The sequence below is a fragment of the Pseudorhodobacter wandonensis genome, assembly GCF_001202035.1.
In the GTDB taxonomy this organism is placed as follows: Bacteria; Pseudomonadota; Alphaproteobacteria; order Rhodobacterales; family Rhodobacteraceae; genus Pseudorhodobacter; species Pseudorhodobacter wandonensis.
Genome location: NZ_LGHT01000045.1, coordinates 92,922 through 106,198, shown reverse-complemented (window position 1 = coordinate 106,198; position 13,277 = coordinate 92,922). Strand labels below are relative to the sequence as shown.

At 56.4% G+C, this 13,277-nt stretch carries 17 protein-coding genes; 3 read left to right on the top strand and 14 right to left on the bottom strand.

Going from position 1 to position 13,277, the window contains the following annotated elements; all coding sequences use genetic code 11:
• The first annotated feature begins 86 nt into the window (after nucleotides 1-86).
• Nucleotides 87-794, top strand: coding sequence for a GNAT family N-acetyltransferase (locus AKU79_RS18095; protein ID WP_050524992.1), 708 nt, complete (start codon nucleotides 87-89; stop codon nucleotides 792-794).
• Nucleotides 795-797: 3 nt separating this feature from the next.
• Here AKU79_RS18095 and AKU79_RS18090 read toward each other — a convergent pair whose 3' ends face one another.
• On the bottom strand, nucleotides 798-1,586 hold the full coding sequence (locus AKU79_RS18090; RefSeq protein ID WP_050524991.1) for a response regulator: 789 nt from the start codon (nucleotides 1,584-1,586) through the stop codon (nucleotides 798-800).
• A 182-nt stretch (nucleotides 1,587-1,768) separates the two neighbouring features.
• Between AKU79_RS18090 and mce the strand changes: the two genes are divergently transcribed.
• Nucleotides 1,769-2,173, top strand: a complete 405-nt coding sequence (mce, locus tag AKU79_RS18085) for a methylmalonyl-CoA epimerase (protein ID WP_050524990.1) — start codon at nucleotides 1,769-1,771, stop codon at nucleotides 2,171-2,173.
• On the top strand, nucleotides 2,170-2,454 hold the full coding sequence (locus AKU79_RS18080; RefSeq protein WP_050524989.1) for a DUF1467 family protein: 285 nt from the start codon (nucleotides 2,170-2,172) through the stop codon (nucleotides 2,452-2,454). Before mce ends, AKU79_RS18080 begins: the two co-directional genes overlap by 4 nt.
• Here the strand turns inward: AKU79_RS18080 and AKU79_RS18075 are convergent.
• The 13 genes from AKU79_RS18075 to AKU79_RS18015 all read right to left on the bottom strand — a co-directional run bounded on the left by AKU79_RS18075 (nucleotide 2,451) and on the right by AKU79_RS18015 (nucleotide 13,234).
• On the bottom strand, nucleotides 2,451-3,152 hold the full coding sequence (locus AKU79_RS18075; RefSeq protein ID WP_050524988.1) for an EI24 domain-containing protein: 702 nt from the start codon (nucleotides 3,150-3,152) through the stop codon (nucleotides 2,451-2,453). The two genes, AKU79_RS18080 and AKU79_RS18075, sit on opposite strands and share 4 nt — an antisense overlap.
• The gene (locus tag AKU79_RS18070; protein ID WP_050524987.1) at nucleotides 3,149-3,727 is read right to left on the bottom strand and encodes a nitroreductase family protein; all 579 of its coding nucleotides are present in this window, start codon (nucleotides 3,725-3,727) and stop codon (nucleotides 3,149-3,151) included. The genes AKU79_RS18075 and AKU79_RS18070 overlap by 4 nt, the downstream gene beginning before the upstream one ends.
• A gap of 225 nt (nucleotides 3,728-3,952) precedes the next feature.
• The gene (gene phoB, locus AKU79_RS18065; protein WP_050524986.1) at nucleotides 3,953-4,645 is read right to left on the bottom strand and encodes a phosphate regulon transcriptional regulator PhoB; all 693 of its coding nucleotides are present in this window, start codon (nucleotides 4,643-4,645) and stop codon (nucleotides 3,953-3,955) included.
• Nucleotides 4,645-5,367, bottom strand: coding sequence for a phosphate signaling complex protein PhoU (phoU, locus tag AKU79_RS18060; RefSeq protein ID WP_050524985.1), 723 nt, complete (start codon nucleotides 5,365-5,367; stop codon nucleotides 4,645-4,647). The genes phoB and phoU overlap by 1 nt, the downstream gene beginning before the upstream one ends.
• A 12-nt stretch (nucleotides 5,368-5,379) precedes the next feature.
• Complete coding sequence (pstB, locus tag AKU79_RS18055) at nucleotides 5,380-6,177, bottom strand: phosphate ABC transporter ATP-binding protein PstB (protein WP_050524984.1); 798 nt, start codon at nucleotides 6,175-6,177, stop codon at nucleotides 5,380-5,382.
• Nucleotides 6,178-6,189: 12 nt separating this feature from the next.
• Nucleotides 6,190-7,527 carry a phosphate ABC transporter permease PstA gene (pstA, locus tag AKU79_RS18050; RefSeq protein WP_050524983.1) on the bottom strand — a complete coding sequence of 446 codons (1,338 nt, stop codon included), beginning with the start codon at nucleotides 7,525-7,527 and terminating at the stop codon, nucleotides 6,190-6,192.
• Nucleotides 7,524-8,984 (bottom strand): phosphate ABC transporter permease subunit PstC, encoded by a 1,461-nt coding sequence (pstC, locus tag AKU79_RS18045; protein WP_050524982.1) that lies wholly within the window; start codon nucleotides 8,982-8,984, stop codon nucleotides 7,524-7,526. Before pstC ends, pstA begins: the two co-directional genes overlap by 4 nt.
• 62 nt (nucleotides 8,985-9,046) lie before the next feature.
• The gene (locus AKU79_RS18040) at nucleotides 9,047-10,072 is read right to left on the bottom strand and encodes a substrate-binding domain-containing protein (protein ID WP_050524981.1); all 1,026 of its coding nucleotides are present in this window, start codon (nucleotides 10,070-10,072) and stop codon (nucleotides 9,047-9,049) included.
• A 363-nt stretch (nucleotides 10,073-10,435) separates the two neighbouring features.
• Nucleotides 10,436-11,308 carry a carbon-nitrogen hydrolase family protein gene (locus AKU79_RS18035; RefSeq protein WP_050524980.1) on the bottom strand — a complete coding sequence of 291 codons (873 nt, stop codon included), beginning with the start codon at nucleotides 11,306-11,308 and terminating at the stop codon, nucleotides 10,436-10,438.
• Between the two features lie 12 nt (nucleotides 11,309-11,320).
• Entirely contained in the window at nucleotides 11,321-11,908 is a 588-nt protein-coding gene (locus AKU79_RS18030; RefSeq protein ID WP_156209893.1) for a GNAT family N-acetyltransferase, read from the bottom strand.
• A complete protein-coding gene (locus AKU79_RS18025) occupies nucleotides 11,902-12,297 on the bottom strand; it encodes a ketosteroid isomerase-related protein (RefSeq protein ID WP_050524978.1) in 396 nt (131 codons plus the stop codon). The genes AKU79_RS18030 and AKU79_RS18025 overlap by 7 nt, the downstream gene beginning before the upstream one ends.
• Complete coding sequence (locus AKU79_RS18020; RefSeq protein WP_231580234.1) at nucleotides 12,294-12,695, bottom strand: arsenate-mycothiol transferase ArsC; 402 nt, start codon at nucleotides 12,693-12,695, stop codon at nucleotides 12,294-12,296. The genes AKU79_RS18025 and AKU79_RS18020 overlap by 4 nt, the downstream gene beginning before the upstream one ends.
• Before the next feature lie 62 nt (nucleotides 12,696-12,757).
• Nucleotides 12,758-13,234: a UPF0262 family protein gene (locus AKU79_RS18015; protein WP_050525111.1), complete on the bottom strand. Its 477-nt coding sequence runs from the start codon at nucleotides 13,232-13,234 to the stop codon at nucleotides 12,758-12,760.
• Between the last annotated feature and the right edge of the window lie 43 nt (nucleotides 13,235-13,277).

The following is a 13,277-nucleotide window of genomic DNA, read 5'->3' as shown; positions in this document are numbered from 1 at the left end:
AGGATTATCCTGCATCAATTGGGTGTTGCCGTTGCGCGGGTAAATCCGCATAACTGGGCAATTCACTTTTTGAACAGGGCGCGCATATGTCAAAAGATCTTTCAAAGTGGGCCCCACCTGTGACCCCCGTTGGTGCGCCGCTTAGGGGCATCTATGTCGCGCTAGAACGGCTTGACGCCGATGTACATGCGGCAGATCTTCACCGTGCGTTTTCTGGCCATGATAGTTTGTGGGATTATATGCCCTATGGCCCTTTCGCCTCGGCGGCAGCATATCATCGCTGGGCCAAAGAAATGGCCGCACAGGAGGATCCGCTCTTTTATGTTTTGCGCAATCTGACGACAGGTCATTGCGGTGGCGTTGCAAGTTATTTGCGCATCGCGCCGACTGCCGGCTCTATCGAGGTTGGCCATATCTGCATTAGCCCCGAGCTGCAAAACAGCGCCGCCGCAACTGAGGCGATGTTTTTGATGATGCAATGGGCATTTGACGCGGGCTATCGCCGGTATGAGTGGAAGTGCAACGCAGCCAATTTGGCGTCACGCCGCGCGGCACAGCGCTTTGGCTTTTCTTATGAAGGCATCTTTCGCCAAGCCGCCGTTGTCAAAGGCCGCAACCGCGATACCGCCTGGTTTTCGGTAATCGACAGTGAGTGGCCTGCTTTGCGCGAGGCGTTTTCGGCATGGCTTGCGCCTTCGAATTTCGACACGAACGGTAGGCAGCGCGAACGCCTGAGCGACCTGACCAATCTGGTACGCGCCAATGATGACCCTGCCCTGAAAATGATTACCTGATCGTCAACCACAAGGGTTACTGTCAGCGCTTCGCCTTGTGGTTGCTGGCTTTGCAAATGGATCACTGGCGCAATTTATCCGCTGTGAGAGGGCTTGGCCGAGCCCCGCCAGACCTTGGGACGAGCTACGGGCCTGCATGGCGGCACCTTCAAGGGTCAGATCATGGCTGCTGCGGGCCAGCCCGCGTACAAAATCGACAACATATCGATCGTCAGCACCGCCGCCACTTTCGATCAGATCGGCGGCATGTATCAGATCGTCTTGCAGTGCTTGTTTGTCTGGCTGAATGTGTCGCTTTTCCTGTTCATCGCCATATTGCGCCAACCTGACGTGCGGCGTGCCCGTAAGATGGCCCAAAATCACTTGTTGAAACTTGGACAGGCTTTCCAATGGCTTTTCAATGAACCCGGCCGCGCCTGCCCGCACGGCAGACGACCAGCCATCAGGATCACCGCTAATGGCCAGAACCACGCTTTGGCCTTGTTTGTTCTTGACCAGTTCACGGATCAGATCAACGCCATTGCCATCAGGCAAACCCAGATCGATCAGCACGACATCGGGGCGATACACGGCAAGGTGACGACGTGCCGCTGCCAGAGTGTCAACCCTGCGCAGGCGTGCGCCGCTGCGTTGGCACAACAAGCGCAACGCCTCCGATGCAAAACGGCTGTCTTCGACCGCCAAAATGGTAATTCCGGCTAGTGGAAGCGCAAATGTGTGTTTGATGTGGGCAAAACCTGGTCCTTCGGGCAGTGCATAAGACGGTACGGCAAGAGGCAACGGAGACGGCATGGCGGTCCTTTCAATCTGGCAAAGGCTGTCACCAAGTTGAACGCCGAATCCCCTAACGAAGGGTGAATCAGCCCCATAAAAACTGAATCTATCCACAAAAACCCCCGCGGCAGCGCGCCCCCTTGCCCCTGCCGCGATGACACCGCATAAAGCCACGCAAACCCGCCAGAACGGAGCCACAGATGATTGGACGCCTGAATCACGTTGCCATTGCCGTGCCTGACCTAGAGGCCGCCGCCGCTCAATACCGCAACACGTTGGGTGCCGATGTCGGCCCCCCACAAGATGAGCCCGACCACGGCGTGACGGTTGTGTTCATTACGCTTCCGAATACCAAGATCGAACTGCTGTACCCATTGGGCGAAAACTCACCCATCAATGGTTTTTTAGAGAAAAATCCGGCTGGCGGCATTCACCATATCTGCTACGAAGTCGATGATATTCTGGCTGCACGCGACAAGCTTCAAGCTGCAGGCGCGCGGGTTCTGGGCAGTGGAGAGCCGAAAATCGGCGCACATGGCAAGCCGGTTTTGTTTCTGCACCCCAAGGATTTCAACGGCTGTCTTGTAGAATTGGAGCAGGTATGACCATCACCGCAGCAATCGTCATGTTCGCCGTCTGCTGGTTCATGACGTTTTTCGTCGTGCTGCCCTTGCGGTTCAAGTCACAGGGCGACGTGGGCGAGGTTGTGCCCGGCACACCCAAAAGCGCGCCCTCGGGTTTCGTAGTGAAACGCAAAGCCTGGATCACTACGATCGCCGCCACGATCATCTGGGTAATATTGTGCAGCATTATCCTGTCGGGCAAAATCACCGTGCGCGATTTCGACTTTATGGGCCGGATGCCGCCAACAACGATACAGAATTAACGGCGCTGTTCCATCGCCTCCAAGCGGTGGAACAAATGCGTAAAAGTAGCGGCTCCCAACACGGGTATCAGCAGGTTGACCAAAGGGATAGACAACGGCGCAGCCATCAGCCCCCCTGCCCACCATACAGTCAGCCAATGGCGTTTGCGCAGCGCTTTAGCCGCCTTACGCCCCATGCGCCGCGCGGCCACCAGCGTAAAATACTCGCGCCCCAGCAACAGGCCGTTGACAGCCCAAAAGACCACCGGAATGAATGGCCCTGCAAAGGCATAAAGCACCAGCGCCAACACGTTCACAAAAACTAGCAACGCAAAGAAATTCAGCGTATCGATCGCGGCATCGCCAAAGCTTTGCTTTTGTGCGGGCGGCAGGCCGGGATAGTGCCTGTCCTCAACGGCTTGCGCCACATCATCAAGAAACAACGAGGTAAAAGCCGAGGCCACAGGCATCATCAAGAAGACCGACAAGCCGATCATCAATAGCGCCGAGCCCCAGCTAAGTAACGTATCAAGCCCTCCCACAGCGCCGACAAAAGGGATGTTCACGCTGTCAGGGACAAAGGTCTGGATTACCGCCAAAAAGCCAGCATAGACGCCTACCAAAAGCGCTAGCGTAAGCCCCACGCCCCAAAGCAAAACACGGCGAAAGCGGCGGTCGCCCAACTGGCCAATCGCTTTTAGAAAATCTGAAAAGATCATGCACTTACCCATTCCACTCGCGCCGCGACATCAGGGCGCGGCCGGTCGGGCGGGCTGTTCTGCGCAGTTCCGATATGAATGATGCCGGCCACGGTTTCCGTATCATGCAGGCCTAGGCCTCGGGCCAAAAATTCGCGATCATGCGACGGCCAACCAGAAAGCCAGTTCGCCCCCCAACCCGCCGCCAAAGCCGCATTCAGCAAAGAAAGACACACAGCGCCGGCCGAATAAACCTGCTCGCTCAGCGGTATTTTATCAGACGGCTTAGGGCTGGAAATCACCACAACCGCCAGATTGCCCGTTTCAAACTGTGCCGAGCCTTTGACAGCTTTCTCGGCATCCAAACCAAGCTCGCCCGCTCGGGTCACGGCCAAAGCCGCAAGCCGCGTCATTGCGGCCTTCTCCAGCACCAATAGACGCCAAGGCTCCAGCTTGCCATGGTCTGGCACGCGCAAACCGGCGGTTAGCAACGGCATCAAAGCTGCGCGGTCCGGCACCGGAAGACCCAGCATCTTGGCAGGCACAGACCTGCGGCTTTGCAAAAATGCGGATGCTGATTGTTCGATATTTGCCATGAGCGGCCTCCTAAGGTTCCCTCTTGATGTCGGGGATTAGCAACGCTTGGTCAAGGGGAACCACACAAAAGCAGCAACACATCACGCTTTAGAAAGCGCCATTTGCTTGCAGCAAGAAATATTCCACACGCAAATCCAAAAACGATCCAACCCGTTCATCTTGGCAAAAATACCTGCGGGGGGTCCGGGGGCAGCGCAGCCCCCCGGCGGTCGGATCAAATCGCATCACCCCAAGGCGTAGCCCGCCCCGCGCACCGTGCGCAGCGGATCCTCGCCGCCATGCTGGCACAGCGCCTTGCGCAAGCGGCCGATATGGACGTCGACCGTGCGGGTATCAACGTAAATATCGCGCCCCCACACCCGATCAAGCAATTGGTCGCGCGCCCAAACACGGCCCGGTTTTTCCATGAATGTAGACAGCAGGCGAAACTCGGTCGGGCCCAGTTTCAACACCTTGTCCGCACGGTAAACCCGGTGGGTCTCGGCATCCAAGCGGATATCTTCAAACTCCAGCACCAGCCCCATTGTCGCGGGGCGCACCCGACGCAAAGCAGCGCGCACGCGGGCCATCAACTCGACAACCGAGTAGGGCTTGATGATATAGTCGTCTGCCCCCGTTTCCAACCCGCGCACACGGTCAACCTCTTCGGCGCGGGCTGATAACATGATAATGCCGATATTACGTGTTTCAGCTGACATTTTCAGCCGCCGACACACCTCGATCCCAGACACAAGCGGCAACATCCAATCCAACACGATCAGATCGGGTGCAGCTTCATCCACCAACATCAGTGCTTCTTCGCCATCTGCAGCCTGAACCACCCGAAATCCTTCAGCTTCTAGGTTATAGGCCAATACTTCGCGTTGGGCAGGTTCATCTTCGACCAGTAATACAAGCGGAAGTTCGGCAGCGGCCATTAGCGTTGCTCCGACAGGTTTGCCGCCGTAGAGGTCATGTCAGCCTTTGGCCGCCCCTCTTCAGGCAATGCGCCGGTGACCAGATAAATCACTTGCTCGGCAATCCCGGTGGCATGATCGCCAACCCGTTCAATGTTCTTAGCGATGAAATGCAGGTGCATGCAGGCCGAAATATTGCGCGGATCTTCCAGCATATGGGTCAGGAATTCACGAAACAGGGCGTTATACATCTGGTCCACGTCGGCATCACGTTGGCGCACATCGGAGGCAAGCTCGACATCGCGCTGGATAAGGCTGTCGAGCGCGTCTTTCAACTGCAATTGCACTGCTTTAGCCATTCGGCGAATTGCCCCTGCAGTCCCATCAATTACAGGCATTTGCGACAACACAACCGAGCGTTTGGCAAGGTTTTTGGCATAATCGCCGCAGCGTTCCAATGAACCTGCAATTTTCATCACCGTCAGCACGGTGCGCAAATCGCCAGCTGTTGGCGCACGAAGGGCGATCAATCGGGCGGCCTCGGTGTTGACCTGCTCTTCCAGCGCGTCAACGGCTTTGTCACCCGCGCGCACCTTGGCGGCCAGTTCGTCATCACGGCTTTCCAGTGCGAGGGCGGCATCCAGCAGCGCGGCCTCGACCAGCCCACCCATTTTCAAAACTAGCGCCTGAATGGCTTCGAGATCGCGGTCAAAGGCGCGGGCAATATGGGGATCGTTTTGCATCTTGTTTCTCCCTTAGCCGATACGGCCAGTGATGTAGCTTTCGGTGCGCGGGTCTTTTGGTGCAGTGAAAATCTGACCGGTTTCGCCATATTCCACCAAGTTCCCAAGGTGAAAGAACGCAGTACGCTGGCTGACGCGGGCTGCCTGTTGCATCGAGTGGGTTACGATGACTACGGAAAACTGCGCACGTAGTTCGTCAATCAGTTCCTCAACCTGTGCAGTGGCGATCGGGTCCAATGCCGAGCATGGCTCATCCATCAGCAGCACTTCGGGGCTGGTCGCAATGGCGCGGGCAATGCACAGACGCTGCTGCTGCCCGCCCGAAAGGCCGGTGCCCGGTGCTTGCAAGCGGTCCTTTACCTCATTCCAGATCGCGGCCTTGCGCAGCGAGGTTTCAACCACTTCGTCCAGCTCGGCCTTGTTGCGGGTCAGGCCGTGGATTTTGGGGCCGTAGGCCACGTTGTCATAGATCGACTTTGGAAACGGGTTCGGCTTTTGAAACACCATGCCAACCTTGGCGCGCAGCTGCACAGGGTCAACTTTCGGGTTATAGATATTCTCGCCGTCCAGCAAAATCTCGCCTTTGACGCGGCAAATATCAATCGTGTCATTCATCCGGTTCAGGCAGCGCAAGAACGTCGATTTACCGCAACCCGAAGGGCCGATAAATGCGGTCACAGTGTTGTCGAGGATGTCGACATCCACCCCTTTGATCGCGTGGCTGCCGCCGTAAAACACATCAACGCCGCGCGCAGTGATCTTGTTGGTATGGGTATTCACATCTCTCTCCACAATTCGCAGGTCGTCCATTTCAGGTCCCCTTTACCAGCGACGTTCAAAACGGCGGCGCAACAGGATTGCGACGAAGTTCATGATTACAAGGAATATCAGCAGCACGATTATAGCGCCGGAAGCGCGTTCCACAAAGGCAGGATCGGCGCGCTGCGTCCAGTTGTACACCTGCACCGGCAAGGCGGCAGCAGGGTCAAAGAACCCTTCGGGCGGCGCACCCGGATAGTCGCGCACAAAGGCCACCATGCCGATCAGCAACAAAGGTGCCGTTTCGCCCAAGGCCTGTGCAAGGCCGATGATCGCGCCTGTCAAAATGCCCGGCATTGCCAGCGGCAAGACATGATGAAAGATCGACTGCATCTTGGACGCACCAACCCCCAGCGCCGCCTCACGGATAGACGGTGGCACGGCCTTAAGGGCGGCACGCGTGGCGATGATGATCGTCGGCAAGGTCATCAGCGTCAGCACCAGCGCGCCGACAATCGGGGCCGATTGCGGCAGGCCGACAAAGTTGATGAACACAGCCAGCCCCAGAATACCGAACACAATCGACGGCACGGCGGCAAGGTTGGAAATATTCACCTCGATCAAGTCGGTGATGCGGTTTTGGGGCGCAAATTCTTCAAGATAGATCGAGGCTGCGACACCAATCGGCAGGGAAAGAACCAGCACGATAATCATCATATAGGCCGAACCCAAAATCGCCACGCCCAGGCCTGCCGCCTCGGGCCGCAGTTCCGACGCGTCGGGGGCAGTGATGAACAGCCAGTTGAACGGCATATCCAGCAAGCCCTTTTCGTGCAGCGCATCAGCAAGATGCAGCTGATTGACCGAAACATTGCTGTCCCTCTCGGCTGTTTCCAGCGTTACGCGGCCTTTCATGTAGCCATCAATCCGGCCATTCGCCAAAACCTGAAAGCTGACGGTTTGACCGATCAAATCGGGATTTGCCAGAACGCGGCCCCGAATTTGCGCAGGGGCCTCTTTGGAAATCATGTCTTTGACGTCTTTTGACGTCAGCCCGTCAACCACAATGCCATTGTCGGTGATTGCCTTGTCCAACGCATCGGAAATAAGGCGGCCATAGCCGATGGTCGTAACCTTGGCCAAATCATCCGGATTACGATTCCCTTTTTTATCCAACACCTTGGCGTCCAGTGTTACTGGCAGCTCCAGCATGGTTTGGCGAAAAGAACTGGTCCCGTTAAACAGAACGGACGACAGCAACATGACCAAGGCGGCAAGGCCAATGGTAACAGAAATCAGACCAAAAAGGCGAAACCGGGCCTCGGAGTTGTTGCGGCGCGCCGTGCGGGCATCGGGCGCAAACAGTGACGTGCGGGGCGCTTGGGCGTTTGCATCGGTCATTCGTATTGCTCCCGGTATTTACGCACGACGATCAGGGCGATCACATTCAGTGCAAGAGTAAAGAAAAACAGCATCATCCCCAGCGCAAAGGCCACCAGCGTTTCGGGCGAGGCGAACTCGGTGTCGCCAGTCAATTGGCTGACGATTTTAACGGTGATTGTGGTCATCGCCTCAAACGGGTTCAGGCCCAGCTTGGCCGCCGCCCCTGCCCCCATAACCACGATCATGGTTTCACCAATCGCGCGGCTGGCAGCCAACAAAACCGCACCGACAATACCAGGCAGAGCTGCAGGAAACACCACCTTGCGGATGGTTTCGGACTGCGTAGCCCCAAGCCCGAACGACCCATCGCGCAAAGATTGCGGCACAGCGCTGATAATATCATCCGAAAGCGACGACACAAACGGGATCAACATGATGCCCATCACCAACCCCGCCGTCATCACCGACGAAGACGACGTACCAAGCCCAAGCGGCTGGGCAAAATAGTCGCGCAAGAACGGGCCAACGGTGATAAGGGCAAATAGGCCGTAAACAATCGTCGGAATACCGGCAAGAATTTCGATCGCCGGTTTGGCAAAGGTCCGCAGCCGTTTTGACGCATATTCCGACAGGTAAATCGCAATCATCAACCCGATTGGCACCGCAACCAGCAGCGCCACAAAAGACACATAGAGCGTACCCCACAGCAGCGGCCAGATGCCAAGCGACGAGCCGCCGCGAAATTGTGGGTTCCATGTCAGGCTAAAGAAAAACTCTTTGGCGGGGTACAGTTGAAAGAAGTGGATCGATTCAAACAACATCGAAAACAAGATGCCAAAGGTGGTTAGAACTGCGACCATTGACGAGGCGATCAGCAGTGCCTTGACGAAACTCTCAAACACGTTGCGGGCGCGGAAATCGGGAGAGAGCCGCTTGTAAGACAAGGCAAGCCCTAGAACAGACGCCAACAGAACCACCGCCGCCATAACGGCCTGCGCCGTGCCTTGCTGGCCGCGATAGGCCTTTGCGGCCTCAAGCACGTTGGTCTGCACATCGCTGCCAAGTGCAATGCCGACAGAGCCCAACTGACCGCGCACATCGGCGGTCTCGGTGCGCAAGGTGGTCAGTGCGGCCTCGGTCAACTGGCCTTGGGCGACAAGGGTATCAAGCCCGTTGGCAATGCGGCGCACATCCGACATCACAAGGCTAAGCGAGCCACCTTCGGGAATATCGCCAGGTTGCAACATCGACGACACGCGGCCGTCTATCACCACCGGTTGCAGCAATAGCCAAGCGCCCAGCAGCAACAACGCCGGAACCGTGGCAAACAGAAAAACAGTATGGCCATAATAGCCGATCAGGGAATGCAAGCGGCGGCGGTCGCCATTGGCCTGCGCAGTCACGCGGGCGCGGGCAAGGGCGTATCCTGCAACGCCAAGCGCCAAAACGATGAGGATAAGGAGGGAAAGGCTCATGTTGGCTAGATCCGGTTTCAGAGGGACGGGTGGCGCTGGGATGCGCCACCCGAATTGTTTGTTTATTTCAAAGGACCCATTGGTGTTTCAGCTTCAACCATTGCTTGGGTTGCGGCCAATTCAGGATCGGACACCAAGCCATAGGCCGCCAGCGGGCCGTCTGGACCAGCCATATCATCAGACACAAAGAAGTTTACATATTCACGCAGACCTGGGATCACACCCAAGTGCGCGTTCTTTACGTAGAAATACAGTGGGCGCGACACCGGATAGTCACCCGAGGCAATGGTTTCTGTCGAAGGCAACACGCCTGACATGGTTGCCACGCGCAGCTTGTCTGTGTTGTTTTCATAGAATGACAGGCCAAACACGCCGATTGCGTTTTTGTTGGCCGACAGGCGCGACAGGGTTTCGGTATAATCGCCGTCGATATCTACAGATACGCCATCTGTGCGCAGGGCAAGGCATTCCTTGTCGGCATCCAGACCATCTGCCTCGAATGCGGCTTTGGCGCCCGAAGCTTCACAGCCAGCTTCGATAACCTTTACATCAAACACTTCGCGCGTGCCGTGCTTGGTGCCTGGGATGAAGGTCAGAATGTCTTGCGCGGGAAGCGCGGCATTCACATCTGCCCAGGTTTTGTTAGCATTTTCAACAACAGCACCGTCTTTTACCACTTTGGCCGCAATCGCGTTGTACCAATCAGACGGCGTAAAAGCGAATTCCGCACCGTCGATTTCACTAGCGAAAACGATGCCGTCATAGCCGATCCGCACTTCCATAATCGCATCAACGCCGTTGGCTGCGCAGTTGTCGATATCGGATTGTTTGATCCGCGACGACGAGTTCGCGATGTCGATGGTGGTTTCGCCCACGCCTTCGCACAGCTTTTTACGGCCAGCGCCCGAACCGCCGCCTTCGACAACCGGGGTCGGGAAATCAAAATTCTCACCAAAAGCTTCGGCTACGATGGTTGCATAGGGCAACACTGTCGACGAGCCCGAAATCTGCACTTGGTCACGCGCCGAGGCAGCGGTGGCGGAAAGGGCAGCAATTGCGATTGCTGAAGTAAGCATAGCGGTTTTCATAGCAGTCTCCTGTCTGATGGCAGCCTGTTTGGCTTGGTCCGATGCCTAACGGGTTTGTGTGACAGCCATGCCAAAACTATGTAACAGCTATATGACGATGCCCTCTTTCTAAAACTTGCTACTTCCAGCTAATCAATTGATATTAATAACTTTAAGCAAATTCACTACTAGCCAAAGGCTTTTATCACTTTGTAATATTTCTGCCTATGCTCGACACACTCGGCGCATATGCAGCGTGATTCTGCGGGGTTTCGCACCGCCCGCCCTACGACGGATGCTTTAGCCTTGAATGACAAGGTGGCGCGATTGAAAGGGGCATCGAGCCCCGTTCAAACGCGTTGCCAAGCAACTTGGGTACTGAGGTCAAGCTTGGGTTTTGGTGCCAAGACGGAGGAGTTGCTCGGGCCAGTGCATGTGGTTCAGCACGCCACCATTGCGGCGCAACTCATGGATAGCGTCCAGCGACACCTCTGCTATCGCCCAACCCGGTTCATTCAATGCCGTTTCTGCAAAAATGCCATTTGCGGGAAAGCCATGGTCTGGCGGACCATAAATTGATGCCGAACCGATGTTAACGTCAACGGCAGGGCAAAAATCGCAATCTCCAACCGTAGGCGCATGAACGACGATACACTGGTTTTCCAACGCCCGCGCCATCGACCCCACCCGCACGCGGGTAAAGCCTGCATAACTGTCAGTACAGGACGGCGCGAGAAGGATTTCGGCACCGGCCTCAACCAAGCTACGGGCCAGCAAAGGAAATTCGCTGTCATAGCAGATCACGACGCCGATTTTGCCAATGGGTGTGTCGAATACAGGTAGGCCCGCACCTGCGACCACGTCCCATGTTTCGCGTTCGAACCTGGTCATGATTTGCTTGTCTTGATGGCCTATTACACCGTCGGGCCCGTAAAACACGGCGCGATTGACGGGCCTATCGCCAATGAAAAATGGTGCCGAGGCCCCTAGAATATAAACGCCATGCTTGGCCGCGAGTTCGCAATGCAGCGCGTCGACAGCCGGCCAATGGCGGGCGACCTCATGCAAGGCGGCCTCGATATCCTTGGCCACGTCATGGCCGCCAAGGCTTGCCAGTTCCATCGCGCCATATTCAGGAAACACCAAGAGTTTTGCGCCCTGCCCTGCGGCATCGGCTACCCATTGCGTAATCTTGGCGCGATACTCGGCGAAATCAGCAAGATCACTAAGCGGATAGGCGGCGGCAGCGATTTTCATAGCGGTATTCCTTTACAGCGAGCGCATCCAGAATTGGAGCGATTTTCGGCTGGGCACGGTTTGCCCCACATCCAGCCAGTCGAATTCAGCAACAACACCAGCCAAAGGCGCATAGCCACGCCCGCGCCAGAACGCGTGGTTGGAACGCGCATCAGCAGGCCGCAGCGGGTGATCTTCGGGGCGAATGACAGAACAAAATGCTACATGTCGACGGCCTAGCGCGCGGGCATGCGCCTCGCGTATGTCAAAAAAACCATGCCCTAGGCCTTGGCCGCGATGACTAGGCAAAAGCACCGATTCAGCGCAGTAAAATATCTGGTTTAAGGGGATATTTTGCGTGGCAAAGGGGGCTGAAAATTCGCCCGCGTGATCCTCCATCGGGGTGCCAGTGGCTGCGCCAACCTGTGCCGTGCCGTCAAAAGCACCGACAACAATCGCGGATTTGCTGTTGCGGTAGGTCGCCATATAGTCGCACTCATGTTGCAAGGTACCGTCATACAGATAAGGCCAGTCGCGAAACACCGCGATACGCAGACGGGCAACATCATCCAAAGCGGCATCCAGCGCCGCGCCGGTCAGGGTACGCAGGTCAGTCACGATATTTGAGCGATCCAGTCATTGAGGTTGTAAAACGTGGTGATCCGCGCGATTTTGCCGCCGCGCAGGTCGAAAAACGCCCCGGCAGGCAAGATATAGGTCTGGCCATTGGCCTCCGGCAAGCCCGGATCGGTTTGCAGATAGGTGCCGTGGACGGTGAATTCCGCAGCACCCCGACTGCCATCGTCCGAGGCAAAAACAACAATGTCGCGCAAGGTTTCGCGGTAACTGACGCCCATGTGGCTGCAAAATTCAGCAAACTTGTCGCGGCCATGCCGAACGCCGCCCTCATTCACGCGGTGTTCCACATCATCAGTCACACAGGCCAGCATGCCATTTGCATCGCCAGCGTTAAAGGCCGCATAATAGCGCGAAATCAGGTCTTTGCTCATGTGTTTTCCTCAATCGGGGGGCCAAAACGGTCCAGCATCTTGGTGCGAATCTGATCACGCGCCTGACGGTAGGCCGACAGCTTGGCCTCGCGCGCCTCGCCCAAGCCCGTCGGGTCGAGTATCGGCCAATATTCGATATCCAGATGGTGAAATCGCGTCAATTCCAGAGCCATGCGTTGGCTGGCAGGCGACAGTGCCACGATCAGATCGAATTGCGACAGATCATCGCCCCATAGCTGCATTTCTTCAAACGACCTGCTGCGATGGCGCGACAACTCAATCCCCAATTCGCGGCATACGGCGATGGAAAACCCGTCCACCTCCATATCGTTCTTGACACCTGCCGACTGCACATAGGCCTTTTGACCATACAGCTTTTTCATCAAACCTTCGGCCATGGGCGAGCGCACAGCGTTATGGTCGCAGCAAAACAACACCGATTGGGGGAAACCGGCCAAAACTACCCCCAATGCAAAACGCAGATCAGGGTAAACAGGCGGCGGGCGGTGTCGATATCGACCTCAGCCTTGCCTTCCAGACGCTCTTGCAAAACCCGTGCACCTTCGTTGTGTATCCCGCGGCGGCCCATATCGATCGCCTCGATCTGGCTGGGCGGCAGGCGCTTTACGGCCTCAAAATAGCTTGCACAGATCTGGAAATAGTCTTTGACAACCTGCCGGAACGGGCCGAGCGACAGGTGAAACTCGCCCACCTTTTCCATGTCTTCAGTGCCAATATCAAATACCAACCGCCCCTCACGAATAGCAAGAGCAAGGCGGTACGGCCCGTCAGGCACTGGTTTGCCCTCACGCTTGGGCAGCGCAAACGTGTTTTCTTCAAGCAGGTCAAAGATCGCAACTTTGCGCTCTTGCTCGATTTCAGGCGTCGGGGCTGCAAGGCCGGATTCGTCTATTTCGATATGGCAAATGCGGGTCATTTGGGTCTTTTCCATCGCAGGTACTTTAGATTGATGGCCTTTT